Origin of the sequence: Paenibacillus gyeongsangnamensis, assembly GCF_027533625.1 — a bacterium.
GTDB lineage: Bacteria > Bacillota > Bacilli > Paenibacillales > NBRC-103111 > Paenibacillus_G > Paenibacillus_G gyeongsangnamensis.
On record NZ_JAQAGZ010000008.1, the window covers coordinates 212,068 to 237,632 of the forward strand.

The following is a 25,565-nucleotide window of genomic DNA, read 5'->3' on the forward strand; positions in this document are numbered from 1 at the left end:
TGGGTGTATTTGGGGTAGATGGGACGGTATGAAACAATATTGTTCCAAAATTAATTGTGTTAAGCCTGCATTAATTGAAAAGAAAAAGTTACGGTGATGTTGAATTAAATGAACCCTGAGTTCTGATGATCGAATGCCCTTAGAATTTAAAACGGAAAGCTCAAGGGCATAATTTATAGGTTTGGAATTGGAATTGCTTCTCCCAAATTGCAGACTTTGAATTTAATTCGTCTTTTCTTACAGAAAAGAGGGAATCGAGATGAAACCAATGGATGTAATGTTTGGTTGTGCCCAAGGCTACTTAGATCCATTTACTCTTCAAAATAAATGGTTTGGGGCTGTTTGGTGCTACAGAGATAACCTGCAAATGGTTATGGGATATTGGTTTGCTGATTCACAAACTGATTTATTGAACAATGTAAGGAAAGCCGGGTGGACTCATTGGATTGATGATGCCAGTTCCATCAAACTAAAGAAGGTATATGATTCTATTCGCATGGAGCAAGAAAAATTAGATTGGCAACGCCGCTCTTGCCTCCGATTGTCTGCCGCGTTCCGTAAACCTTGGAAACATGTGAAACCGGGTTGGTATGTGCTTCGTTCCAATCGCGATTTTCCTACTCATGTCTCTGCGATACAAAAAAAACGTTATACAGTATGGTTAGTACATGTAGCAGTATGCGAAAATGAAAAGGATTTATTTCGCTTTATTGAACGAGTACAACGACAGCATTCAATCAAGCTTTATTCTGAACCATCCTTGATCTTCTCAAATGTTTGGAGAAGGTAATGCCCCAACATTAAAATTTGTTAATGTTTTTTTGGGGTACTTAGTTTATTTTTGTTTAAAGAGTAGATTATATTCCGAATGAGAGTATCGACTAAGTACGGTACCAGTATATAACAAAATATTAATGCACATAATAATTGTTAATTCAGGAAGGAGGGTTATTCATGCATTCATCATGGATTCATCCAGTGCTTTATGTCTTGGCAGTCATCATGATTTTATTTGCATTTATCAATTTCGAACATGTCAAAAAGTTCTTAATCGGTCGCCCGATGCGGACAAAAGAACTTCACGCAAAACATAATAAGCTTTTCTGGTTAATTGCGTTGCCGATTTTATCTGCTGATCTATATTCATCTGTTGCATACGGGCCAGAAGCAGGAGTTACTGAGCTGGTGAGTTTGGGGCCATCGGTCAAGTGGATCATTCTGCCGATTACAGCGGCTACCGTTATTCTTCTTGGAATGCTCATTGTATCGTACATCATGGGGGTTTTGGCTTATCCAAATGGAGGCGGCGGTTATACCATTGCGCGAGAAAATTTCAAGAAACCTTGGATGTCTTTGATTGCAGCTAGCGCCTTGTTAATCGATTATGTATTGACCGTTGCCGTATCCGTATCAGCAGGCATTCAAGCGATTGTTTCCGCTTATCCGATCGTAGGACATTACCAAACATCGTTATCCGTTTTTTGTGTCATTTTTATTCTGATCGTCAATTTGCGTGGCTTGTCTGAATCGGCCACGATTTTTGCTTGGCCAAATTTTCTCTTTATCATCTGCATGATTATCCTGATCATTGCTGGTTTTAACGATGAATTCCAACACGGCTTTATTCAGAGTATGACTCCTCCATTAGGAACGGTACCTACCAACTTAACGATACTTATCATTCTAAAAGCATTTAGTTCCGCATGTTCCGCTTTAACGGGTATTGAAACAATCTCGAACGCTGTACCCATATTCCGAGATCCGCCGGTAAAAGGGGCAATTAAAGCTTACATCACAATGGGGTTATTAACAGGTGTAACATTGATAGGATTTGCGTATCACTTGTATGTCAAGGGAATACCGGTTGACCCAAATAACACGATGTTGTCACAGTTAGCAACAGTATACTTTGGACATGGACTATTTTATCAAATCATAACGTGGTCAACCTTTATTATTTTGATTATAGCCGCGAACTCCACCTTTACGGGCTTTCCGCAATTGACTGCATTAGTAGCTGCAGACGGATTTTTACCCCGTTCCCTGATGATTCGAGGAGATCGTCTTGGCTACTCAAACGGTATGATTGTCTTGGCTGCATTGTCCGCATTACTGATCCTAGCGTTCCATGCTCAAACGAATGCTTTAATTCCCTTATTCGCTATTGGCGTTTTTGCCGCATTTACTGTGGCCCAAATTGGCCTAACCCGTCGTTGGCTGAAAGTCAAAGGATCTCTTTGGCAATTGAAAGCATTGATTAATGCAATAGGCGCTGTGATAACGGCGTTAGTTTGTGTCGTATTTGCCATTACCAAATTTAAAGACGGAGCTTGGGTAGTATTAATAGCTCTTCCCCTAATTGTCTTTGCTGCGATGGCAGTACGAAAGCATTATGATCGAATCGCAGATGAACTGCGGATTGATCTGAAGACCATGCACCCTCAAAAGCACCGGATGTTGTCGGTTGTATTAATATCAGGCATACATCGTGTGGTGTTAAACAGCATTTCTTTTGCCCAAAGCATGCACGAAGAAGTCATCGCGCTGTATATCGGTTTCGATGACGAGTCGATCGAAAAAATGAAAATGAAATGGGAAGAGTGGGACTCTCCTTGCCCGTTAATTACGATAAAAAATGAGTATCGTTCCTTGTTGCAACCCTTATCCAGTTTTATCAATATAGTTGAAGTTGCGGAAGGCGGAAAACCCGATCACATTCACCTTATACTTGCTCAATTTATTCCAAATAAATGGTGGCAGTATGCACTTCACAATCAAACCTCTTTGCTAATTAGAGCCTGGTTCTTTAAAAATAAAGATGTAATAGTCACTACAGTACCTTATCACCTTCATAATTAGGGCTTGCTGAACGATACTTTTTCCAGACTAACTCGCGAATAGAAGCCTGGGCATGACGATTCTGAAAAAAAGTGCAAAAAGAGCTCGTAATCGACGCTCCAAGTTCATCACCATGAACTGGAGGGCGATTACCGTCATATGTAGCTCCTTTTGCTCGGATGAGACCCAGACCAAATCGTCGCTTCCCTTCTCCGAATTTGCCTTCTATTGCATTTCGTTCAGCAGCATCCAGGCGTTCTTGTTTGCGGTCCGTCTTCTGGCCTTCTACGGTTGGCCGGCCCAGCGCGGGGCCGCTCAGTCGGATTCCCAAGCCTTTGCAAAACCTCAGAATCTCCCGGTTGCGGTAGATTTTATCCGCCAGAATCACGGCTGGATACACACCGAACCGCTGTTTGTAGGCTTCGACCGAGTCTTGCAATGTTAGCGCTTCGTTGAACGGGTCCCATTCCATCGCTTCGATCCAGGCGTACCCGCCTACCAGACTGGTTGCCACCTTGGCCCCAAACTCCACGTTGGCTCCGGCTTTGCCACGAACGATAGGACGAACATGGGCTGATCAATGCTCACGATTCGATGCTCTACCCGGTGGACGACTTTCTCCATCATCTCCCGTTGCTGTCGGTACAAACTCATGAATCACCAGCAGACGGCGATACACAGCCTTCTTCAGCACCGTCAAGGGCGTATGCTTCGTTAGAGCTCCTCAATGATCCGCAGGTCCCGGCTCACATAGCCCAGTTGCTTCTTCACGGCCTTGCGAATCGTCTTACCTTTGGGCTGGCGTTGCTTCGATTCGTTCAAAAATGCTTTGCGGGCCTGATTCCGGTAGGTACGCGGCTTTTCCAAAATGCCTACCAGCGGCCGGTGCAGCGTGTCAATGATGGTTTCCAAAATCTCGCGGGCATGATTTAACAGATGCAAGTCCGTGGGGTACTTGATGTCGGCAGGCGCACAGGTGGCATCCAGCATTAGGGTACCACGGTTGCTCTCGGAGGCCGGGGTCATTGACGTACGGGAGCATCTGCAGAGTCGTCTCCCGATCACTTAAACCCAAGCGCTCTTTGATCAGGAGAGAACCGAGTGCAACGCGTACCGGATACGCTTTTTGCCCCAACCTAGGGGAGCCCAAAGTCTGGACGTACTTCTCCTCGGCTTTGTCCCAAGGGACGAGTTTGGCAAGCTGAACCCATCGATTGTTGGGATTCAGTTTCCCGCCGAAGGGTAAATAAAAGTTTTCCAGTAGGTTAGGGGTATCTTCGGTCCGATGAAATACGTTCGCTTCCTCCATCTGCAAGGGTTTTGGCTATTTTCCGGGTATTTCCTTGCATATGAATTCGACAAAAATGGCTTTCAATCCTTGTGGGAGTTAGAAATTTCGTTTGTCCAGCAAGCCCTAATTAACTCATTGACTACCTGGATTTGAGTTAGCATGGTACGATGGTATATCCCCCTACGTTTATAGAAAATCAGGTTTCCATCTGAATATGTTCAACGCGGTTTGAATGGTATTTTCCACATTGTCCATTCCTGTACCGGGTTTTAATATATTGAAGTAGTCATAGATTCGCTGCCTTGACCATTTTTCCAATAACAATGGAGTTACTTGGTGTATTAATACGCCGGTTTCATAATCATCGCCTGGTTCAAATCGCCCCATGAAGATATTGTGAACGTAAGAAGTTCCATGATAGAGCGTTTGATTTTCATCTCGATTTGCTTTGTTATCAAAGTAAGTCTTCCCGTTTGGATCGTGTGACGGTTCCAAATCGAGGTTGCGTTTATTGGCATCATGCTCTTCTGGTTTAACTGGTATCAAATTAGATAATCGATTATCGTGTTGCCATAGATTTACATGATTTAGAATAGTTCCTTCGGGTATTGTTCCATTTATGTGGGACCAGATCCAATTTTGTATAGGAATACGCTCATACAAGATTTGCCGATGCTCGTTTCTCACCGGCATACCGCTGTTGTCTAATTTTGGCCGATACCCTACAATAGATGGAAGATTTCCAGCCTCTTCGTAATGAGCAATAAAATTAGAGTAGTTTTCCCTTTGAATCAAATTATGCCACCGTTGAACGATTTTGAATACATCTTTATCGTTGTCTATGTAAGATGGAATTTCCATTAATACACGGCAGGCATCAGTAAGTAATCCCACACGCTTAACTAAAAGAATCGCACGATATGGATTGTTTTCATCTTTTCGGATTTCGTGAATAATTTCTTTAGTCGTAGTTACCACCTTTAACACCTCTCGCCAACCATTAATGATGGTAGTATGTTCATTTCGCTCGAAAAAATTTAGGAATAATTCATTGCCTAATTCTCTAATAATCAATCTGCTTATCGAATCCGCGTAATTGCGGCATCGAAAAGGCATTGTTTTTGCAATCGTTCCTTACCATTTGCGTAGCTAAGGGAACGGAATGCATAATAACAACGAAGACCCGCAAATCAGTACTAACTTTCGATGGCGGCTTTTTCTTATCTTTTCAAGTGATAAGGAATAGTCGTTATCACAATATCTTTATGCCTAAATAGCCAGGCTCTAATAAGCAGCGCGCTTTGATTATGCAGCGCAAAGTGCCACCACCGCCTTGGAATAAATTGAGCAATTACAAGATGAATGTGATCTGGTTTTCCCCCCTCCGCTGCCTCAATCTCATTGATAAACCGAGAGAGTGGTTGAAGCAATGAACGATATTCGCTTTTAAGCGCAACCAGATTACAGGGGGAGCCCCATTCATTCCACTTCTTTTGGATATCCAAAATAGATTCGTAATTAAATCCTATAAATAAAGCGATAACTTCTTCGTTCAAACTTTTGGCAAAAGATTATTCAGAACGACCTTGTGAATACCGGATATGAGTACCATGCGCCCTCCGCGAATTTAGTGACGCTGAATATCGCAGTAACCAGCATCGTTACGCAGGCCCCGATCGTATTTATCGCAGCCTTTATTCGTCATTTATTCCCTTTCACCTTAAATCAGTGCCAAATTAACCAAATTGCGCGACTGTAAACGCAGTAAATACGCCAATGGCGAATAAAGGAATAAGGGCGTTGGTCTGTGAATGCTGCAATGAGAATCGCAGCCGAAGCAGCTAAAACGATCATCCCATTTGAATAACCGAGCCGATCTCCCCGGATAGCGAAAGAACGCGTAAGAAAAAAATTTTATTAGCTTTTACTTATATGTTTCCATTGCTTCCTGCGTTGACATTCGCAGATGACGGCACAACCATCGCTCGGCTGCAATCTGATATCGATGGCGTTTGGGTAATGCTTGCGGCTATTCTGGTTATTTTCTGCAGGCCGGCTTCGTATTGCTAGAGGCCGGGTGAATGAAGAATGCTTTTTCAATCTCTTGATGACATACGCCAACAATTTGCTGAAAATTCGGATTCCATCGCAACCTGTCTATTCGGGGGAAGTTAAGCGTTAATTAGTCGATTAGTGTAGTAAAGCTAAGGATAAATGTTTATTCATCTGTCAAAAATAAAATTATTAACTTATGAAGCATACTACGAAGGGGCATTCGAAGTGAGAAGACTTACCGATGAAGATTACAGAAAAATGCATGAAAAAGAAGTACGCAATAAGCTTGAACGTTTAATTAAGACAAAAGAATTTAAGACTATAGGGAAATCAACTACCGTCTGTTTATTAGAATTAAAGAATGGGATTGAAGTGATCGGTAAATCTCAATTAACCGACTATGCGCAATTTAATAAAGATATCGGGGAGTTCTACGCTTATGAAGATGCTCTTATTGAGTTAAAAAAAATTTGGGGACTTATGATGATTTTAAAAAATGAAAATTAAGGAGGACTTGTAATGTTTGAACAAATAAAATCTGCATTTAAGGATTATTTACTTCAGATACAAAATGGCGATTCTGATACTTCTTTACATGAATTAGGATTTTTTTATCCTCTCAATAACGATAACGAAGAAGTTAATGAACAAATCTATGATGAACTTGATTCCATTTAATATTCAAGAAAGGACATGATTGTTTGCAAAAAATCGTACAATTTTTTCCCAATATTTTTACTTTAGCGAATTTGAGCAGCGGAATTGTTGCATTGGTTCTGATTGTCAATCATTTATCGCGATATGCTACTATCCTCGTATTATTTTCAGCACTTTTTGACTTGTTTGATGGAAAAATAGCCCGTAGCCTCAAGGTAACAAACGGGTTTGGAGTTGAGCTGGATTCATTAGCTGATATCGTCAGTTTTGGGGTAGTACCCGCATTGGCCTTCTATGAAACCTCCACTGAACATTTTATATCTGCACTCGTTCTTATAATATTTCCTATCTCAGGTGCGCTTCGGTTGGCCCGCTTTATGACTCATCCGACACAAGGATATTTTGAAGGACTTCCCATTACGGCTGCTGGGCTTACTTTGTGTTTGCTATTGTGGCTGCCGAATTATGTTAACGCGAAAGCGTGCATAGCGCTTCTTTTAGCTTTTTTAATGATAAGCAAAATGCGGATCAGAAAGTTATAAATTGGTAAAATAAGCAGACACTGCGGCATGATCGGCGTTCACGGAATTTGGTAAGTCAATTTTATAAAGATCTCCTTCTTCCTTAATGCCAAACTGTTCGGCCAATTTAACCAATAAGTGAAACATCCGTTCACGAATTCCGCCAAGAGCGAGCTGCTCCAGCAAGTTCGCGATCTTTCAGCATATAAAAAGTTAACAAAGTAATCCAAATGGTTAATCAATGTTTTTTACCACTCGACGGATCGGCCGCTGGATTCAAAATCCGCTCAAGTCTCAACCAAAGCAAGCTCGATTGATTCAATTATCTTTCTCATGTTTCTGGCTAGCCTTATCACTTTTCCTAAAACCAAAATCGAATATTTTATCAAGAGCAACCGCCGCTGCTTCTTGCTTTTTGACCATCGTATGCGAATAAGTATTAAGAGTTGTTGTAACATTGGAATGTCCAAGCCTCTGAGAAATAGAGACTATATCGTGATTATCATTAACTAAGATACTCGCATGTAAGTGACGAAGATCGTGAAATGTCATATCCGGCTCATGTGCAGGTTTGTATTTATGGCAAAGCGTCTTCCATGCTTTTAGCACTTTGGTGCTTTTAGCTGGAGTTCCTTTTTGCGTTGCCACAACGAGGCCGTTATCGTCATATGGTGTGCCTTTTAGAATTGCGTATTTTTTTTCAATCTCTTGTTTATAACGCTGTTCTTTTAGCATCTCTGTTGTATCAGGGGATATATGAATTTGACGCCTGCTTTTTTCCGTTTTCAACTCGGAATATGTGTTTCGATCTTTTCTTAAGTTTCGCCTAACGTAAATGATTCTCTTATCAAAGTCAATATCCGACCACATGAGACCCAAAATTTCGCCTTGACGCATACCGGTCATAACAGCTAAAAAAATTGCGATCCAGTATCTCGACTGTCCTCTTGAACGCTCGAGAAATTCTTTAATCGACTGTTCTGACCAAATTAGCCGTTCGGTTCTCTTCACCTTGGGTTTATCAACTTTATCTGCCACATTTTTGGTTAAGATTTCCATTCGTACAGCCGCATTGAGTGATGCATTCACAACTGAATAAACTCGCTTTACTGTTTGGTCGGATAATCCTTTATCTTTTATGTGTTTTATAAATTTCTGAATATGCAAAGGACCTAAGTTGGATAACAGGTATTTTCCTAAAAATGGTTCTATATGAATGCGAAAATACGATTCATACATCTCGCGAGTTGAATCGGCAACTTCGTTCTTAAGATCTAGCCATGATGTAAAATATTCAGCGTAGGTCATACTGGATTCTTTCACGTATTCGCCTTTGTTGAGTTTCGTCGCGATTTCATCCATAGCTTTTTTGGCATCGCCCTTGGTACGAAAGCCGCGTTTGGTTACCCGTTTACCATCCACCATGATTTGAAACCAGTAGGGGTTCGATTTTGCTTTTTCGTTCTTATAGATACTTGCCATGATAGCACCTCCACCCCCAGATTTATGCGATGCCGGATTGCATCAAGAATGCATCAACATGCACCCGACATTAACAATCTACGCGTAGAATCTAGGTTTTATGATATAAGTCGCTGCCCTTCATAATTGTCACCCCTCCTTGCCCGGGTTTTTGTATCATTTACAAGGTCTAGGGATACAGTCAAATCCAGTTTATGAAGGGAGCATAATGTTGGTGCGTCCTACGGAAAAAATGGGCGATGCCGCGGTTTTACAAGGTTTTTGCCCACGGCCGGACAACAAAAAAGCCCGTCTGACGGACAGACGGGGGCCGAAAGCCATGGAAGCTACGCCTGGTCGGCGGGACGGACTTCCAGCTGAGCGGTGCAAAATTTGCAGCGGACGGCCTTCTTGGGAATTTCAGACAAGCATTCCGGACATTCCTTCAGGTTCGCCTTCGGATCGGGCTTATCCTCCTCCTTGCGGCGGAACCGGTTCAACTGCTTCACCACGACGAAGATGACGAACGAAACGATAAAGAAATCCAGCAGCGTATTAATAAAGATGCCGTAATTCAACGTCACCGCACCGGCTGCCTTGGCATCGGCCAGCGTGGCATACTTATAGCCTTTCGCATCCAGCCGGAGGAACAGATCGGAGAAATTGACCCTGCCTAGAAGCAGCCCGACCGGCGGCATGATGATATCGTTCACGATGGAAGTGACGACCTTCCCGAACGCGCCTCCGATAATGACCCCGATCGCCAGCTCCACCATGTTGCCCTTCATTGCGAATTCTTTAAATTCTTTTATGATTTTGGACGCCATTCCTTGCTTTGCCCCTTCCCTGAATCTATCGTGCTCTGATTATATTATACGTTTCGTCAAAAATCGATAGTTTCGAAGCAGCAAAAATCCCCCGCCCCTGATTTGCTTCGGGGAGAGGGATTGAGGCATCTCGCGGACGGATCGCCGTTATTTCTTGATGAACTGCTGCGTAAACATCTTGCCGCAGGAGCCGCCGCTCACAATGCCGACGCCGATGTGCGTAAAGTCCTTGCTCAGGATGTTCACGCGATGTCCCTGCGAATTCATCAATTCCTGATGCGCAACCTCCACCGTCTGGTTGCAGGCGATGTTCTCGCCGGCTGTCTTGTAGCTGATGCCGAACCGTTTCAGCATGTCGTAGGGCGCGCCGTAGGTAGGCGATTGGTGGGAGAAGTAGTTTTTATCCGCCATGTCCTGGCTCTTCAACCGGGCAGTGTTCGCAAGCTGCGGATCGACGGTTAACGCCGGCAGACCCGCTTCGGCCCTTGCCCGATTAATAAGATCGGCCATTTGCTTCTCCTCCGCGGACGGCTCCGGCACCTGCGATCCCGGCTCGTTATTAGGCGCCGTCTCCGGTCCCGGATTCGGCACAGGAGCGGGCTCAGGCGCTGGTGCTGGCGTTGGAGCCTTTTCCGGTGCCGGCGTTGGAGCAGGCTTCTGCGGAATTTTCAGGTTGCCGTATGCCCACAGAATGGACTGCAGCGTCCGGTTATCCACCGCTCCTGTAACCGGCAATCCGTACGCCTTCTGGAACAGCTTGACGCCTTTTTCCGTTTCGGAGCCATAGGTGCCCGTAATGTTACCCTGGAAATACCCAAGCGATTTCAGCATTCCCTGGACGGCATACACATCCGGTCCTTGAGCTCCCCGGCCGAAGCCGTAAGCGGTAGCAGCCGTCAGAAGTGCGATGAGCAAACAGATCGTCAGAACGAAGCTGGTTTTTCTTTTGCGTAAATGATGCAGCACGTGAGAAGGTCCTCCTGGATCGTCATGTTGACAATTCAAGCATCCCCCGGGTTCATCTTTTTTATGTAAGTTTTCTCCATTCGAAGAAGATACAATCGTGTTTTAGCGGTTAAAAATGAAGAACCCGCCGCACGCCTTCTCCAGGCTGGCAACGGATTCTTTGAAGCTTATCGCTTCGCTTTACGGGTCAGCGCGGCCGCGAGCGCGGCTAATGCCACCACCAGCGAAGCGATGGACAGGTACAGCGGCGCGCTCGACGCCGGAGCTGCCGCGGCCGGAGCCGCGCTGGCCGGTGAGGACGGAGCCGCCGTGGCGCCATGGCTGTCCGCAGCTGCGCCTGCCGGCTTGGCATTCACTTTGGTCACGGATGCCGGCTTATCGGAGCCTTCGGCCCCTACCCATTCGACGACGCTGCCGTCTTTATAGGTTTGGTAAGCCTTCCAAGTAAGCGCTGTGGCATTATCCGCCACCTTGCCCTGCATATAAAATTCCGTGAACTCAGTAGCTCCCAAGCCCTCGCCCGTGGTCGTCCACACGACGCCGGTAATCTTGCCGGAAGCGTCCTTCGTGATGTCATATTTCCAGCCCGGCTTCGGCTCGAAGCGGGAAACGGTTACCGAGTCGACAGGAAATTTTACCTCCACCTTCGTGGTCGGGATATCCTTCTCATTCGGCACGCGCACGGCGAACTTCTCATAGGCCCCCTGAGTCGTTTGGACCGGCTGAACCGTGACGTGAGCGCTTGCGATGCCGGCCGTCAGCATGGACAGCAGCAGCGCCGCCGTAAACAGCATGTTGAATTTTTTTTTCATGATCGTTATTCCTGCCTTTCAGCGGTCATTATTCACATATTTAATGTAACGTAAACCGCCGCGGACAGGAATGACTCAACCGGGCTATTGGGGACCTGTTTTTTGACTGTTATGTGTCAGGCCGTGACGGACGGCATAAGCAGTCAGCTGCACGCGGTTATCCAGGGACAGCTTGGCCAAAATATTTTTGATGTGGTTTTTGACCGTATTTTCGGTAATGCATAGCTCCTCTGCGATTTTGCGGTTCGTTTGCCCGCTCGCGACGCAGATGAGAATTTCGGACTCCCGCTGCGACAAGCTCCCCGGGGGAACCTCGGAAACCGGCGCTGCACCAGCCGAACGGAAGGATTGAAACAACCGGTCGGCCATGCTCCGGGAGATTTCGCTCTCTTCATCGAGCACTCCCCTTAAGTAAGCCACCCAATCGTCGGGATCCATATTCTTGAGCAGATAACCCTGCGCCCCGTACCGGATGGCGGTGAATAAATCCGTTACGTCATCGGAAACCGTCAGCATGACGACTCGGATAGGGGGATAGAGCTGCTTAATCCGTCTGGTCGCCTCCAAACCGTTCATGCCCGGCATTTGGAGGTCCATCAGCACGAGATCGGGAAGCAGCTCCCCGCACATCGCCACCGCTTCCTCTCCGCCGGTCGCCTCTCCGATCCATTCGAAATCGGCTTCGCCTTCCAGCACCGTTCGGACGGCGCGCCGGGCGAACGGATGATCATCCACTGTAAGTACGCGATATTTCATCATTTCTTCTCCTCCCGCAGCTTGCCGGTCACAACCAGCTCGAGCCCTCCCTCATTGGCTTGCAGCAGAGTGAGCCTCGCGCCGAGCTCCTGCGCCCGTTTGCGCATAATCGGAATGCCGTAGCGGGTCCCGCTGTCCCCCGTCTCTTCGTTCCACCCGATGCCGTTATCGGCGATTCGCAGCCGCCAGCCCCCTCCCGCCTCGCCGGAGCCAAGCGTAATCCACGCATGATCGGCCCGGGAATGCTTGCGGATGTTCGTGAAGGCTTCCCGAATGATGGAAAATAGCTGCACCTCCGCGGCAGGCGGAATGTTCCGGATCGGCAGCTCGATGGACGGCTCGACCGCAATCCCGCTGATGCCGCTCCATTCGTCGAGCCAGGCGCGGAGCCGGGCATCGAAGGAGGCGCCGTCTTCAGGCGGGGTCCTCAGATTGAAGATCGCCTGCCGCAGATGGTGATCGATCTCCGTCACGGCCGAGCGGGCTTCGCCGATCTGGCCTTTCTTAAGCTGTACGTTCAGGAAAAATAACATTTGCGCGATATTATCATGCAGCTCCTGCGCCAGACGCTCGCGCTCCTCGAGCACGGCGCGCCTCGCCTGCTCTTTGGAGAGGCGTTCGTTCATGACGCCGATACGGTGAAACATCCAGTTGGCGAATAAATAGGAGAGCACCAGCGTCAGCAGCGTGATGTACATGTTGCCCGTTTCCATCGACAGCTCCTGCAGCAGGAAATCGTGCCTGACGTACTCGAACCCCCCGATGAGCAGAGGCGGAAGGAGGATGGTCAGCCATTTCAAGGTTCTCATGGACATGCTTGCCGCCTCCCTTCCGTCCCGGTTAATGTCAGGCGGGCCAGCTCGATCCGGCCTTCGATCCCTTTGAACTCCGCCGTAAGCCATTCGGAAGCCGCCCCGTATTCGTCGATCAGCCCGCGAACTCCAGGCCTCTCGGCGGATTCGCGGCTGATCATAATATCGCCACCCCGGCTCATCGACTGCGTCCGAGCCGCCAGATTGACCGTGCGGCCGAAGTAATCGAGCGTCCCGTTCGAGTTGACGGCGATCGCCGGCCCGTGGTATAGACCGAGCTTGACAGTCAGAGGCTTGTCCTGCCGGCCTTCGTTCAGACGCCCGATGTTCGTCTGGATGTCGAGCGCCGCCTTAACGGCGTTCTCGGGATATTCAAAGACCGCCATCACGGCGTCGCCGATCGTTTTGACGAGCGCCCCCCGGTTCAGCTGCACCCAGTGCTGCATAAAATCAAAGTGGCGGCGTACCTGACCGTATGCTTGCGCGTCCCCGACCCGCTCGTAAAAGGCCGTCGACTCCAGCAGGTCGCTGAACAGCAGCGTGACGCTCTCGATGCCGACCTGCCGGCCCGGAGCCAGCACCTCGGAGGAGAACATGCTGCGGAACTCGTGCATGGCCGTCACCTTCGCGGCGGTGACGGTATCGTTATCCCAATCGGCCTGCTCAAGGGCGACGCAAATGGTTTCGCCGCTGCGGTTGACAAGCCGCAGCAAGGTTCCCGGGGCGGGCTCGGCGAGCTCGCCCTGCGGCCACCCTCCGGTGCCGTAGACGAGCTCCTGCGCCGCGTCCGTCCCGGCGGCCCCGCCGGCTGCGGAGCCGCGAACGAACCGCATGATGCGGTTCGTTCGCAGCGTGCGCAGCCTGAGGGGGCCGGGGGCCGCAGGGTACGGCACGCAGGCCTCCGCCCCGTGCGGGAGCACCGCCTGCACGAGGATGTGCGGCGTGATCATCGGACCGCCGACGCAATAGACCTCCTTGAACGCGCGGCGCACGTTCGGGTGGACACTGAAGCATAGCTCCACGTAGCGGTCGAAATTCGCTTCGTAGTCAATGCCGCAGAAATCGCAATGGAACCGCGGATCGATTCCCGACAGCGCAGCTGCTCCGCCCTTGGATACACGGCAATTGGGGCAGATCAAATGCCAGCTGAGATTGGTGATGCCGAGCTTCGTAGCATGCAGAAACATACGCAGCGTCGCTTCGCGGTCCGACTTCCAACGAGCTGCCAGCAGATAGGGCTTCATATCGACGACCTCATCGTCCCCGCTGCGGATCAGATGATCCTGAAGCAGCCCGGTCAGCTCGCTGTTCTCCCCGGTCGCCGTCAGCCGCGAGATCAGGGAATCCAGCTCGACCGCATTCACCGGAGACGAGGAACGGACCTGCGGAAGCAGGTGGGCTTGTCCGCGCCTCTGAAGACGAACAGTCGTCTCCAAATAGTTCATAGTACTATGCATCGAGCGCACTCCGACCATCGGGATCGCCGCCAACCCCAGCGGATTCGCCGGCGTAAATTCAGCGAACAGCCGTACGAGCGTAGACTGCGTTCCGTCCGGAAGCCGCTCCTCCGCATCCTCAAGCTCGATGCCGCCGACGAACCGCTTCAGCGGCCCGCCTGCGTATTCCCGGACAACGGAATAATTCCGATCCCGAATCCATTGAAAGGGATGCTCCTCCCAGCGAATCGGCACGACCCCGGCGATTTTCGCCGACAGTTCCTGATAGAAGGAGCTTCCCTGGAACCGGTACTGCCGGCTGCGCAGGGGGAACAGCCCGATTACCCGGTTCAGATGGTCCGTTTGGCTGAGCAGCTCCCATACCTGCCTGCGGGGCAGCGGGAAAACTCGCTCGAGCTTATATTTTTGGGTCGGCAGCGCCATGCTATCCATTCCTCCGTTTAAGTTCTCAGATCATTATACACCGAAGCCTCCCTCGCTTCGAGAAGGAGCCGGAACGGTGCATGCTTTCTTGCGCCCTTGTGTGGCATGGCTTTCAACAGAGCCTTATCCTTATTTATCGTAATCCGTTGACACCGCGTGAATAATATTGTATCTTGAGCATAGAAATAAATTATTACCTGGTACTAATATCTGATACTAAGTTTTCAATCAAACGATACAAGAAGAGGTGATTCCTGTGACCGTTTTACCTTCTAACGCAGCGAATGCGCTGAACGCAGCTTCCGGTCCTTACCGTTCCCGGATCACCGCCATCGGCAGCTACGTCCCGCAGGGCAAGCTCACGAACGCGGATCTGGAGAAGCTCGTCGAGACAAGCGACGAGTGGATCGTGCAGAGGACCGGCATCCGGGAAAGACGCATTTGCTCCCCAGAGGAGACCACAAGCACAATGAGCGCGAAAGCGGTCCGCAATCTGATCGAGCGCTACGATGTGCAGCTGGACGATCTCGAGATGCTGCTCGTCTGCACCAGCACGCCCGATTTCATGTTCCCGTCTACGGCTTGTCTCATCCAACATCAGCTGGGGCTTCCGCAGGTAACGGCAATGGACATCAGTGCCGCGTGCGCAGGCTTCCTCTACGGCCTGCACCTCGCCGACGGCATGATCGCCTCCGGCCTTCACCGCAAGATTCTTATCATCGGCGCCGACGCGCTGTCCAAAATAACGGACTATACGGATCGTACGACCTGCATCCTGTTCGGAGACGGCGCGGGGGCTGTGCTGCTCGAACGCGATCCGGCGGATGCGGAGGCGGAGCCGTCCTTGCTGGCTTACGCCGGAGGATCGGACGGCAGCGGCGGCATCCATCTGTATAAAACAAATACGGCGGCAACGATGAACGGAGTAGCCGTCCAGGAGAAGGATACGATCGTTCAGAACGGCCGGGAGGTTTATAAGTTCGCCGTGCAAACCGTGCCTGCGGGCGTGGAGCGGCTGCTGCAGCAAGCGGGGATTGGCGTGGAACGGATCGACTGGTTCGTGCCTCACAGCGCGAATCTGCGCATTATCGAATCCGTATGTGAGCGCACCGGGCTCCCACTGGAACGGACGCTGCATACGATTGAGGAGTTCGGCAACACCTCGGCGGCGACCATTCCTCTCGCCATCGATAAGGCGGAGCGGCAGGGAAGACTGAAGGACGGCGAGCTGCTGCTGCTCTACGGCTTCGGCGGCGGACTGGTTCACGGCGGACAGCTGCTTCGCTGGAAATCGTTGCGGCGCAGCGCGGCGGAAGCCTGACCCGGATAGCCGTCTCATTGCCGGGCCCTTGCAGGCAGGATGAAGCTCGGCCGCTGTGCAGGCTGCAGTGAACCTCCGGACGTAATGAGTGAATTTAGGTTCACTCCTTGTGCCCGGAGGTTCTTTATCATCTGCCGGCCGACACTCCATTAGTTATTATGCTGCGCCTTCATTGAGCCTGATTATCGGCCGTTCTGCGGACAATTCTTATCAACCGAAAAAGGGAGCCCATCGGCTCCCTTCAGCTTGACGAGAAAGTACCCATTCATTAAGATTGCGAAAAATACAGGTGAGGGGTATCCCCTGGAGGAGCGTGAGCGTTCGCCTTTGTCTGTGGGAAATTTCCGTTAACACTAGGATCATATCAAAATTTCCTGCAAACAACAGCGACCGGAAGGGGATACCTCCACCCATAATCCTTTTCGCTATGTTTCCCCGGTACTTTCTAGGGCAACCTCCAGGAAGCCCCCCGGCTCCTTTTCCTATGCTATGCCCGGTTTAAGCGAGCACTGACTATTTTCCTTCAGATCTGCTGCGTCAGCAGAAATAACGTCGCCAGCTGATCCACCCCGTCGCTCATCGCAAGGAAGAACACATCCCGAATGCGCGGGCTCGGCGTCAGCAAATAAGTATCGCGATACTGCCTTATCGCTTCCCGTTCCATGCGGACGGCCTCCTGAAGGCCTTCCCGATATGTCGTAAACCTGGGTACCGCGGGGTAAACATCGGGTTCGGACCCTTTCAGCTCCAGGTACAGCTCTTCCATCAATGCGTAGTGCTTTACTTCCTGCTGCAGCAGCCGTTCGAGCTCGAAGGCTTCCTCGTCGCCCGGCGTCAGCTTGAGCAGCTCCGCATACAGGCGGACTGAGCCGCTCGCGTGCTCCAGGCTCCACTGCAGCTGATCCAAAAATCGCCGTAAATCGCGGTAATGAAGCTTGTGAGACAGCAATAGCCGGTCTGAAGTATGAAGCGCATTCCATGGCATAACGCTTCCCTCCCATTCCCTCGTTAGGTGAATGCCTATACTATAGCGTATTCACCAGGGCTCGCCCATGCGACAGCCCAGAACAAGGAAATCTCCCGGCAGCAGGCTCCGGGCCTCGTCTTGCAGCCGTACAAACATTCGGGCTATTTGCGGAGCGCCTCGGACAACCAGGGTTTGCCGGGGACGCCCCGCCGAAGCCGGCGGATGCGGACCCCGATCATCTTCACCGCAATCTCCCGCTGGTAGCGGCTGATCGCTTCCAACTGCCGGCCCAGGTCCCCGGACAGCGATTCCGCCCCTTCGGCCATGTCCGCCATGCTCTCGATGATGCGCGCCAAAGCCCGCTGGCTTCGGGCCAGGGAATGCAGAACATGAAGCTTCACCCGGTTCTCCTCTTCATGCCAATTCATTGGTTGTTCTCGCCTCCGAACGGAAACAACGTACCGAACTGATCGCCTCCCTGACCGGCCCCGGATTCCTCCTCTTGGCTGCCCAGAATAATCTGAATATTTTTGGCGAGCGCCTGCTCCATCTTGGTCATGCCGTCGATCACTTCAATCAATTGATCGTGAATTTCGATCGTTTTCTTCAACTGCTCGCCGTGGTCCTCGAAATGCACGCCTGACAGATGCTGGCAAATCCATTGGCAGGAGCGCGCCGCCTCGACCGCCTTGGCTTCCAGAATAAGCGCGATGTTCAACTGAAAGTGCGAGGCTGCCATCAACATGCGGTGATAGGTCTCGTTTCTGCTCACCGGTCAACCCTCATTTCCTCGGACTATGCCGCTACTCTTCTTCATCCGGAATCTGCACCTGCTTGAACACTACGGCCAAATTATCCGCGAGGGCATCCTCGAAATCCGCCAAGCTGCTAAGGTACGTGGCGATGTTCTTGGTGATGCTCATCGAATGCTCGGTCAAGGCTTCAATTCCGTTGAACGCCGGATTCGTAGGCGGAATGTCATGAATCAGCTGCGCCATGCGCACGGCGATTTGCCGTTTGGCTTCGAGAATTTTGGCCATTTCCAGCTGGGAAGTCGCCATATGCTCTAACATGCCGGATATTTGTCGTTGCACAGGATAACCTCCTTCGGTTAACAACTACCTTACCTTATGCAGACGTGGCGTCTCCAGATACAGGGATAAACGCCCATTTTCACCAGGATACGGCTGCGCCGTCCTTGTCTTACAAGGACCAGCGCGTTATCTTAAATAAACTGTTGAGGATCGACGCCCCATTTCTCTATAAATTTCTGATGGTTGGTAACGGAAAGCCCCTCGAACCAATTCCTGTCTTCCTTCTTGAAGCTCGCGCTCCCATGATGGTAAATAAACGCGTCGCCCACCAGCATGAGGCGGAAGCCTGCCAACCGGGCGCGGAAGCAGTAATCGTCATCTTCATAATGACCGGGCGAAAACCGTTCATCGAGCAGCCCGATCCGGTCCATAAGCTCGCGGCGAAACAAAAAGCACAGCCCCACGATCCGTTCCGTCTGCATCCATTTGCCGCTGTCCGGCACGTTCATGCGCGCCGCCATATCCTCTACCGTCGTAAACGGTTCGGATATCTGCTGTTTGCCGCTGGCATAGTTGGTCATCGGGCCGACAATGCCGATGTCTTCGCTGCTGTACAGGCATCGCAGCATATTATCCATGGCACCCTGCGTCAGCAGCGTATCGTTGTTAAGCAGCAGAAGCGCATCCCCGCTCGCTATCCGCAAGCCGTAGTTGCAGGCTACCGGAAACCCGGTATTGGAAGGGAGGGAAACGAGCTTGACGCGCTGGTTCAAGCTGTGTTCCAGCGATCCGTCCTTGGAACCGTTATCGACGACAATGATTTCGTAAGGCGTTTGTACATGGTTGCGGATCGAAAGAAGACATCCCCTCAGCAAATCCAATCCGTTATAATTCGGAATAATGATGCTCACCATCTGCATTATGCGTCACCTCCGGCGGCAATGCCCCGTTTGCGCAGTTCATCCGCAAAACCGAGCCTGGCTCCCGCCAGTTCTTCGGCCAGCTTGAACGCCTCCACATGGTCGCCGATGATCAGATCGGCCACCTGATTGTGGTGCCCCTGGTTGGATTTGCGCCGTTTGTTGGCGCGTATGACATCTATACTGCCGGGGGAACCGATGGATAGACCGCTGTAAACCGCCTTTGCCTGCGCTTTGGGAGGCACGCTCAGCTCCTGCGGCCCAAGCACTTGAATCGCCTTTCTGGACAAGGCGTGCGGTACGGCGGTAAGCGAATTGGCCGCCAAATCCGGACGGCCCAGCGATGCGTTAAGAAACTCTTTCAAATAGGTGACTTGATCGCGCTTATGGAAGGGCTTCAGAAACGGGGAGATGTTGTTCAGCGACAAATCAAGTCCCCTGTCGACTCCATGAATGAACGGAATGAGCTTCTCTGCCTCCACCGGGATATCTCCGTCCAGGAACAGAACGATATCCGATTGCGCCAGCTTGGCGCCGACCACTCGGCCTACATCGTGGCCGAGGGGGTCCGGATAAGACAGCACGACGGCAGAGGGAATCTTGCGAGCCTCCTCAAAGCTCCGGTCCGTCGAACCATTGACGATCACGTAAGTCTCATCCAGCGGCAGCCGGCCCAGCTCCTTCAGCAGCGCGCCGATCGTACTTTGTTCATTCATCGTCGATATGACGGCGGCGACCGATTTGTCTGTAGGCAGCAGAACCCAGTCCGGCGCGGGCCGCCCCTTTGCGTGGAAGAAACCGCGAACATACCCGGCCGCCGCTTTGGAATAATGATGCCTAGGCGCGGATGCCAGATTCCTCCGCTTCACCCGATCGATCCAATACCGGTTCAGCGCTTTGGCCGGATTCGGTTCATGTGCAATAGAGAAGCGTGACGCGTCTCTTTTTCCCATGCGAAAGCCTTGTTCGAAATGGACCGAGGAAGTCCTGACTTTCGCCCGCTGCCGGGGGCGCTTGAACAGTACACGGCGGACCTGCCGCCGTTTTCCCTTTTTGGGCTCCGATCTTCGCAGCGGTACTGCCACTTTCCTGGAGATCGCAGCTTTCCGCCTGACCCTATCCGCAGCGGATCTCTTTTTCCGCGGTACCGAGGCCGCTCCTCTCTTGCCGGATTCCGCTTTGAGCGCGATCCGCACCCTTTTCCCGGTGACGGAAGGCTTCTGGAATAAAATCACAGTCTGACGTTTCTGCATGCTTCCTTCACCTCACTGCGTTTCGATTTCGCCACAAATCCGTATATCGCGCGCGATCGTCCGTCTTCTGCGTCAGCCAATGAATGGCCTCCACATGATCGCCGATGATCAGATTTCTGAGCTGATGCGTTCCGAGCCTTCCGGGCTTGCGCACACGAAAACGGTTAAGCTGCCCGACGTTGACCATATGAACCGCTTCTACCCGAAGTCCCTCCAGAATGGCCGCCGCATGCGCTATGGGAGGTACGGCCAAATGCTCCGGACCTATAATGGACAGCGCCTTGCGGCTTATCGCGTGAGGGACCGTCGTCATAGACGCGCCATGCAGATCCGGGCGGCCGAGAACCACATTCAGCGCATGTTTCGCCAGAACAACAGGATGAACCTGCGATTCGGTCACCTTGCCCAAATACCGGTTCAAGGCTACGTCGACTCCGCGCCGCACCGCCCGGATGAACGACTGCAGCTCGTGGGCCGGGATCACCATATCTCCATCCATAAACAGCAAAATATCTCCTGTCGCATGGCGGGCTCCAACGCTTCGGCCGACGTCATGTCCGAGCGGGCTCTTGAAATGGATGACCTTCACTCCCATGGACTGAGCCGCTTCCTTGGACCCGTCGGTTGAGCCGTTTACCACAACGATGATCTCGGGGTTGGCGGGCTTCAGCTTCTTCACTTCCCGAATAATGTCAGGCAAGGTCCCCCGTTCATTCATAACAGGTATGATGACGGACACCTTGGTGCCATGCCTTTTGACTGCGAACGTATTTTGCGATTGCATCCGCGAATCAACTCCCCTGGCGTTAACTAGGGAATGACGCCCCTACCCCCATTGTATGTCCCCAAGCTGCCATGGCGAGGGCTTCTGTTTAGTGTCCAAGAAAAAAGAACCCCCGATCCGCCTTGCGGTTTCCGGAGGTCCTTTCGGCTTTCGGGCCGGACCGGCTCGTTCGCGTCCACGTTTTTATGGTATGGGCGTTAGAGCAGTAATCGTGGTTAATTCCGATTGAAGCACTTGTTGATTGGTTACAAGATTGCCTGAACCGTCTATACCTGTAACCGTGACCATGACATTGGACGGCGAAACGCTGATCACGTTGATTTGAACCTCGTAAGCAACATTACCCGCAATAAAAAATTCTCTTACATCAAAAGATTTTGCAGCGACTACAAAATTGCTTACATAAGCGGGATAAAATACGGTCGAGGCCACGGAAGCGAAGATTTGCACCACGATCTGCGACGTATTGGACGCGTCCGCATTTCTTGTGCTTACTACAATATTGGAGGCGGCTGTACCGACAGCCTTCGTATTTGTGATTACTCCCGTAGAAAACGGCATTTCCATACCCCCTTTCATCAGTATTCAAGAGCCACCACATGCTGAGTTAAGCAAAAGATCAATAAATCACACGGCGTCTTCGAATCTCACCTCCTTCATTTCATTTCCTGTTAATCTATGTGAAAAGCGGTTCTCTTGCTTGTACTGGAATCTATTAGCCGACCTATTTAATAATCGTATGCTAGAATGCACCCGCCAGCCGCAACTGACGGGGCCATTGCCGGAGGCTCCCGGAACGATTCCAGGATAAATAAAAAAACCTATTCCATGCAGGTACTCCCGACCATACTTCTGCGACGGCCGCTCATAGTATACAAGAAACACTACAACATAGAGGTGCGCCATGAAGATATTGATTTCTTACTATGTCCCGAGCGGCGGCATGGAAACGTTAAACCGGCTGCGTGCCGAAGCCTTGGCTAAGCACGGAGTCGTCTGTCATCTTCACTATCAAATGTACGGCTCCGGCTTGCAAAATAATACGAGCAGCATACCTACCTTTATTACGAATAACGAGCTGGAACTTCAACATCTTCTCTTAACGGGGCAGTACGATGCGGTGATCGTTTCTCACGATTACATGATGCTGGAAAGGGTTCGGAGGTTAGGGTATCAGCGAATCGTGCTGTTTGAAGTTCAAGGCTTGGGCCAAAGAAGCGATGCCGTCCAGATCTTGCTGGCAGCGGCACCGTTCATCCGAAAGTACAGCAATGCGGTCTTTTACCCCCGAACCTCCCATCTGGTCGAGCTGTTTCGGGGCATGTTCCCGGACGTAGGGCAATTTTGCTTCCCCAATTTATTGGATACCGAACGGTTCCGCTATCGCCCGCTCCCCGTTCACCCTTATCCGATCATGGGTTGGGTCGGAAGGATCGAAACGAACAAAAACTGGCGCGGCTTTCTCCAGATCGGCTATCACCTGCGCGAGATGGTGCCTAATTTGCAGCTGTGGATGTTCCATGATTCGCAGCTGAATCAGCCTGAGGAGTTCGATGCCTTTCAGCACATGGTTGCGGCGCAAGGGATAGGATCGCATCTGCACCTGCTATCCAACGTGCCGCATCGCGACATGGCCGATTATTTTTCCATGATCGGCGATTCCGGCGGATTCCTCGCTTCAACCTCCATCCTCGAAGGCTTCGGCTATGCTGTCGCGGAAGCGATGCTCTGCCGTTGTCCGGTCCTATCCACCGACTCCGACGGAGTGAGGAGCTTCATCATTCATGACGTCACGGGAAAATTTTATCCGAGCGGTAACCTGGAGGCCGCCTTGACCCATGCCATGGATTTGATAACCAATGCGCAGCTGAGGAAGAACATTCGGGACAATGGCGAGCGGCACATTATGGAGCATTATTCTCCGGACAAATATTGCCCTCAATTTCTGGAAATGGTGCACTCCCTGGGGATCTATTAAAGCGGGCAAAACGAAGAACGACCCCTTCGCAATCAACCATGCGAATAGAGTCGTTTTTTTGCCGTTACCCCATGGAAGGCAAATCGGCTGCTTAGCCTGTCGTTCGATTATTGTCCGTTAGAATGCCTGTCGTTTGATTATTGTCCGCTACTCTGACTGCCGCTAATTGCGGCGAAGCGATGATCCTTTCCACCGATGGTTGAAGTCCTGTAAGGCGCCTTTGCGAGTCTCTGGCAGTAACGGAGACGGAGACCGTATCCGCTCCCAAATTCGACGTCGTCACTCTCACCGTCACGGCATCCAGATCGGAAAAAATATTGTCAAAGGTTTGCAATTGGTCGGGGCCGACGGCAACGAGGCGCTGCACATAAAGCTGCTGCACGGACGGACCGTCTGCGGCGTTCAGCGCATGAAACACTTCAAGCAGCACGTCGGCCGCCTGTGTTCCGACATTCGCCCCCCGTACGACCAACGATTTGATTTCCCTGCCGCGGTTCTCTATTGCTCCGGTTGTGAATATAGCCATCTCCATCACCTCTTCTGAAGATTTGCCGTTAGTATATGAAACTGTCATTCTATTCGATTGGACGGAAGGCTACAAAGGAGGGTCTCAGGAAAAATATGTTAATTCCCAGCAGTAACCGCAGCATACGTCCATACGCAAATAGTGAATCTAGCATATATTTAATATAAACCAGAAAGGAGGCGAAATCTTATGCCTTTCACAACAGGTTATATTACCAATACGAAAGATGTCGGCACCGCAGCTTCCAACGTCGTGGTCAATATGGTGAACGAAAACACAACCAATGCTGCTACGGTTGAAGTCAGAATTTTTTACAGCCTTGTCCCCGACGTTAAAATTCCGCTTTATGTGACGACGTTCACCCTTCCGGTCAACTCCATTAAACGCAACACTTACTTTATTCAAGGGGTATTGGCTTATGAGGTGCAATTCAATGTAACCAGCGTCACGCCTACGGACGTCGTTGTTTCTACATTCGGTTTGGATCAATTCGGCAATCTTGTAATTGAGCAAGGAATCATTCAATCCGATATGACAGCGATCTCCGCCTTGTCTCCGACTTCCTGACACAGCCGGTCCTCTAGTGTCATCCGTTGCCAGGGGTACTCCCTGGCTTTTTAGTTTCCGGAAAATGGTCTGGGTTCCGGTTCGCGTATCCGTCCATGCATCAGGAACCCTCTCACAAATTATTGCCGGCAAATATCGTCTGGGTTCCGGGCCGCGTGTCCATCCATACGGCTATAAAATCATTAGGGACAATAATATCGACATCAATAAAGTCTCCTATCAATGTTGTCGGAGTACTGCCGCCGGCATTGGGATCGAAGGATACGGTCGTGACTCTGGTGTTGGTAAAGGTATTGCCTCCGTTCATGGATTGCGCTACAAACACATCCAGGTTAAAACCGTTCAGACGATTCGTATAGTAGATGATGTTGACTCTGCCGGTTATCGGGGATACGGCAATGGCCGGGAAAAAATTTTGCGAACCTGCAGGACTATCCGTAACCTTCATAGGCGCAGTCCATGTCACCCCTTCGTCGAAGGATTTGGATATAAATATGTCCGCAAAGCCGAGCCGGTTGTCCTGCCATACGGCGTAAACCGTTCCATTGGTTGCGGTAGCGGAATTGTCCGTAGCCATATTCGGAAAGGTCAGGCAGCGAAAGGCATAATTCGGTACGGGCAGGGGAGAGGGCACGAGCGTAACGGCGGAGATAACGACCTCCGGTTGAAATGTCGCTCCGCCGTCAAGCGAACGGCGCATTTTAAATGCAGGAGCCGGGTCCAGCGTAATCCACCCTGCGTACACAATCCCGGTAAACCCGACGGCCACATCGGTACGTTCCACCAGTTCGGCTTCGTTGGATAACCGGATAGGCGTTTGGAACGAGATTCCGTTGTCGACGGACCGCTGAAAGAAAGAGACCGAACCCCCGGCAATATTGACATTAAATTGGTGATTGTAGGTGAGATACGCATTTCCCAAAAAAGGGCTGGCCTGCGAATTGTCGATACTAATATTGGTCTCATCGTTGTTTATGAACGTACCTTGGCCTTGCGCCACTAGGACGGGACCGGTGAACGTCGCTCCGTTATCGGTGGACCGGTACACACCCGTTGTTCCGCCGAAATTCCCTGGAAATAAATGGGCCGCCACAAGAAAGGTACTTGGAAATCCATAGGCTACGGTAGCGGCTTCCGCGCCGGTGAATTGGGCAGGCAGTGGCAATAGTGTATTGGACCATATTGAACCGGCATTCAGCGAACGATATAATCCGGTACGGGGCGATCCTGTCGTATTATCGGTTGACACGGCCACGACGATGTTAGCATCCAATAAATTCGCTGCAACACTTGGCTCATTCTTCGGGTTGCCGCCTGGAGTTACTTGGAAATTCGCCAT

Annotated in this window: 27 protein-coding genes and 2 pseudogenes; 8 read left to right on the forward strand and 21 right to left on the reverse strand. The window is 50.7% G+C overall.

Features of this window, described 5'->3' with window-relative positions; all coding sequences use genetic code 11:
• Positions 1–259 precede the first annotated feature (259 nt).
• On the forward strand, positions 260–790 hold the full coding sequence (locus O9H85_RS14195; RefSeq protein ID WP_269882080.1) for a hypothetical protein: 531 nt from the start codon (positions 260–262) through the stop codon (positions 788–790).
• A 164-nt stretch (positions 791–954) separates the two neighbouring features.
• Positions 955–2,859, forward strand: coding sequence for an APC family permease (locus tag O9H85_RS14200; protein ID WP_269882081.1), 1,905 nt, complete (start codon positions 955–957; stop codon positions 2,857–2,859).
• A 27-nt stretch (positions 2,860–2,886) separates the two neighbouring features.
• Here O9H85_RS14200 and O9H85_RS14205 read toward each other — a convergent pair.
• The 3 genes and pseudogenes from O9H85_RS14205 to O9H85_RS37745 form a co-directional block, all read right to left on the reverse strand.
• Positions 2,887–4,147 (reverse strand): annotated as a pseudogene (locus O9H85_RS14205) (transposase).
• Positions 4,148–4,315: 168 nt separating this feature from the next.
• Positions 4,316–5,107, reverse strand: coding sequence for a hypothetical protein (locus O9H85_RS14210; protein WP_269882082.1), 792 nt, complete (start codon positions 5,105–5,107; stop codon positions 4,316–4,318).
• A 242-nt stretch (positions 5,108–5,349) separates the two neighbouring features.
• Positions 5,350–6,019: pseudogene (locus O9H85_RS37745) on the reverse strand (APC family permease); the annotation flags it as partial.
• 390 nt (positions 6,020–6,409) lie between these two features.
• Here O9H85_RS37745 and O9H85_RS14215 point away from each other — a divergent pair.
• The 3 genes from O9H85_RS14215 to pssA are packed head-to-tail and all read left to right on the forward strand — an operon-like array spanning position 6,410 to position 7,383.
• Entirely contained in the window at positions 6,410–6,691 is a 282-nt protein-coding gene (locus O9H85_RS14215; protein ID WP_269882083.1) for a Gp49 family protein, read from the forward strand.
• Positions 6,692–6,703: 12 nt separating this feature from the next.
• Positions 6,704–6,862 carry a hypothetical protein gene (locus O9H85_RS14220; protein ID WP_269882084.1) on the forward strand — a complete coding sequence of 53 codons (159 nt, stop codon included), beginning with the start codon at positions 6,704–6,706 and terminating at the stop codon, positions 6,860–6,862.
• A 23-nt stretch (positions 6,863–6,885) separates the two neighbouring features.
• Complete coding sequence (gene pssA, locus O9H85_RS14225) at positions 6,886–7,383, forward strand: CDP-diacylglycerol--serine O-phosphatidyltransferase (RefSeq protein ID WP_269882085.1); 498 nt, start codon at positions 6,886–6,888, stop codon at positions 7,381–7,383.
• Here pssA and O9H85_RS14230 read toward each other — a convergent pair.
• The 8 genes from O9H85_RS14230 to O9H85_RS14265 form a co-directional block, all read right to left on the reverse strand.
• Positions 7,378–7,548, reverse strand: a complete 171-nt coding sequence (locus O9H85_RS14230) for a hypothetical protein (protein WP_269882086.1) — start codon at positions 7,546–7,548, stop codon at positions 7,378–7,380. The two genes, pssA and O9H85_RS14230, sit on opposite strands and share 6 nt — an antisense overlap.
• A gap of 132 nt (positions 7,549–7,680) precedes the next feature.
• Positions 7,681–8,844, reverse strand: a complete 1,164-nt coding sequence (locus tag O9H85_RS14235; protein WP_269882087.1) for a tyrosine-type recombinase/integrase — start codon at positions 8,842–8,844, stop codon at positions 7,681–7,683.
• A 326-nt stretch (positions 8,845–9,170) separates the two neighbouring features.
• Entirely contained in the window at positions 9,171–9,638 is a 468-nt protein-coding gene (gene mscL / locus O9H85_RS14240; protein WP_269882157.1) for a large conductance mechanosensitive channel protein MscL, read from the reverse strand.
• A gap of 159 nt (positions 9,639–9,797) precedes the next feature.
• Positions 9,798–10,616: a CAP domain-containing protein gene (locus O9H85_RS14245; RefSeq protein ID WP_269882088.1), complete on the reverse strand. Its 819-nt coding sequence runs from the start codon at positions 10,614–10,616 to the stop codon at positions 9,798–9,800.
• 167 nt (positions 10,617–10,783) lie between these two features.
• Complete coding sequence (locus O9H85_RS14250) at positions 10,784–11,428, reverse strand: YcnI family copper-binding membrane protein (protein ID WP_269882089.1); 645 nt, start codon at positions 11,426–11,428, stop codon at positions 10,784–10,786.
• Positions 11,429–11,512: 84 nt separating this feature from the next.
• Positions 11,513–12,187, reverse strand: a complete 675-nt coding sequence (locus O9H85_RS14255; RefSeq protein ID WP_269882090.1) for a response regulator — start codon at positions 12,185–12,187, stop codon at positions 11,513–11,515.
• Entirely contained in the window at positions 12,184–12,999 is an 816-nt protein-coding gene (locus tag O9H85_RS14260; protein WP_269882091.1) for a sensor histidine kinase, read from the reverse strand. Before O9H85_RS14260 ends, O9H85_RS14255 begins: the two co-directional genes overlap by 4 nt.
• Positions 12,990–14,876, reverse strand: coding sequence for an adenylate/guanylate cyclase domain-containing protein (locus O9H85_RS14265; RefSeq protein ID WP_269882092.1), 1,887 nt, complete (start codon positions 14,874–14,876; stop codon positions 12,990–12,992). The genes O9H85_RS14260 and O9H85_RS14265 overlap by 10 nt, the downstream gene beginning before the upstream one ends.
• Positions 14,877–15,132: 256 nt before the next feature.
• Between O9H85_RS14265 and O9H85_RS14270 the strand changes: the two genes are divergently transcribed.
• Positions 15,133–16,197 carry a ketoacyl-ACP synthase III gene (locus O9H85_RS14270; RefSeq protein WP_269882093.1) on the forward strand — a complete coding sequence of 355 codons (1,065 nt, stop codon included), beginning with the start codon at positions 15,133–15,135 and terminating at the stop codon, positions 16,195–16,197.
• A 523-nt stretch (positions 16,198–16,720) separates the two neighbouring features.
• Here O9H85_RS14270 and O9H85_RS14275 read toward each other — a convergent pair.
• The 8 genes from O9H85_RS14275 to O9H85_RS14310 all read right to left on the reverse strand — a co-directional run bounded on the left by O9H85_RS14275 (position 16,721) and on the right by O9H85_RS14310 (position 21,716).
• The gene (locus O9H85_RS14275; RefSeq protein WP_269882094.1) at positions 16,721–17,182 is read right to left on the reverse strand and encodes a ferritin-like domain-containing protein; all 462 of its coding nucleotides are present in this window, start codon (positions 17,180–17,182) and stop codon (positions 16,721–16,723) included.
• A 143-nt stretch (positions 17,183–17,325) separates the two neighbouring features.
• Positions 17,326–17,592 carry a hypothetical protein gene (locus O9H85_RS14280; RefSeq protein ID WP_269882095.1) on the reverse strand — a complete coding sequence of 89 codons (267 nt, stop codon included), beginning with the start codon at positions 17,590–17,592 and terminating at the stop codon, positions 17,326–17,328.
• Positions 17,589–17,936, reverse strand: a complete 348-nt coding sequence (locus O9H85_RS14285; RefSeq protein ID WP_269882096.1) for a hypothetical protein — start codon at positions 17,934–17,936, stop codon at positions 17,589–17,591. The genes O9H85_RS14280 and O9H85_RS14285 overlap by 4 nt, the downstream gene beginning before the upstream one ends.
• 31 nt (positions 17,937–17,967) lie before the next feature.
• Positions 17,968–18,258, reverse strand: coding sequence for a nucleoside-diphosphate sugar epimerase (locus tag O9H85_RS14290; protein ID WP_269882097.1), 291 nt, complete (start codon positions 18,256–18,258; stop codon positions 17,968–17,970).
• A gap of 131 nt (positions 18,259–18,389) precedes the next feature.
• Positions 18,390–19,118, reverse strand: coding sequence for a glycosyltransferase family 2 protein (locus O9H85_RS14295; protein ID WP_269882098.1), 729 nt, complete (start codon positions 19,116–19,118; stop codon positions 18,390–18,392).
• On the reverse strand, positions 19,118–20,371 hold the full coding sequence (locus O9H85_RS14300; RefSeq protein WP_269882099.1) for a glycosyltransferase family A protein: 1,254 nt from the start codon (positions 20,369–20,371) through the stop codon (positions 19,118–19,120). The genes O9H85_RS14295 and O9H85_RS14300 overlap by 1 nt, the downstream gene beginning before the upstream one ends.
• A gap of 7 nt (positions 20,372–20,378) precedes the next feature.
• Positions 20,379–21,155, reverse strand: coding sequence for a glycosyltransferase family 2 protein (locus O9H85_RS14305; protein ID WP_269882100.1), 777 nt, complete (start codon positions 21,153–21,155; stop codon positions 20,379–20,381).
• A gap of 183 nt (positions 21,156–21,338) precedes the next feature.
• Positions 21,339–21,716 (reverse strand): hypothetical protein, encoded by a 378-nt coding sequence (locus O9H85_RS14310; RefSeq protein WP_269882101.1) that lies wholly within the window; start codon positions 21,714–21,716, stop codon positions 21,339–21,341.
• 343 nt (positions 21,717–22,059) lie between these two features.
• On the opposite strand from O9H85_RS14310, the gene O9H85_RS14315 reads away from it, so the two are divergent.
• Positions 22,060–23,133, forward strand: a complete 1,074-nt coding sequence (locus tag O9H85_RS14315) for a glycosyltransferase family 4 protein (protein WP_269882102.1) — start codon at positions 22,060–22,062, stop codon at positions 23,131–23,133.
• Positions 23,134–23,224: 91 nt separating this feature from the next.
• Here O9H85_RS14315 and O9H85_RS14320 read toward each other — a convergent pair whose 3' ends face one another.
• Positions 23,225–23,659, reverse strand: a complete 435-nt coding sequence (locus O9H85_RS14320) for a hypothetical protein (RefSeq protein ID WP_269882103.1) — start codon at positions 23,657–23,659, stop codon at positions 23,225–23,227.
• Positions 23,660–23,848: 189 nt separating this feature from the next.
• Between O9H85_RS14320 and O9H85_RS14325 the strand changes: the two genes are divergently transcribed.
• On the forward strand, positions 23,849–24,226 hold the full coding sequence (locus tag O9H85_RS14325) for a hypothetical protein (RefSeq protein WP_269882104.1): 378 nt from the start codon (positions 23,849–23,851) through the stop codon (positions 24,224–24,226).
• A 112-nt stretch (positions 24,227–24,338) separates the two neighbouring features.
• On the opposite strand, the gene O9H85_RS14330 is transcribed toward O9H85_RS14325, so the two are convergent.
• Positions 24,339–25,565 (reverse strand): sialidase family protein, encoded by a 1,227-nt coding sequence (locus tag O9H85_RS14330; protein ID WP_269882105.1) that lies wholly within the window; start codon positions 25,563–25,565, stop codon positions 24,339–24,341.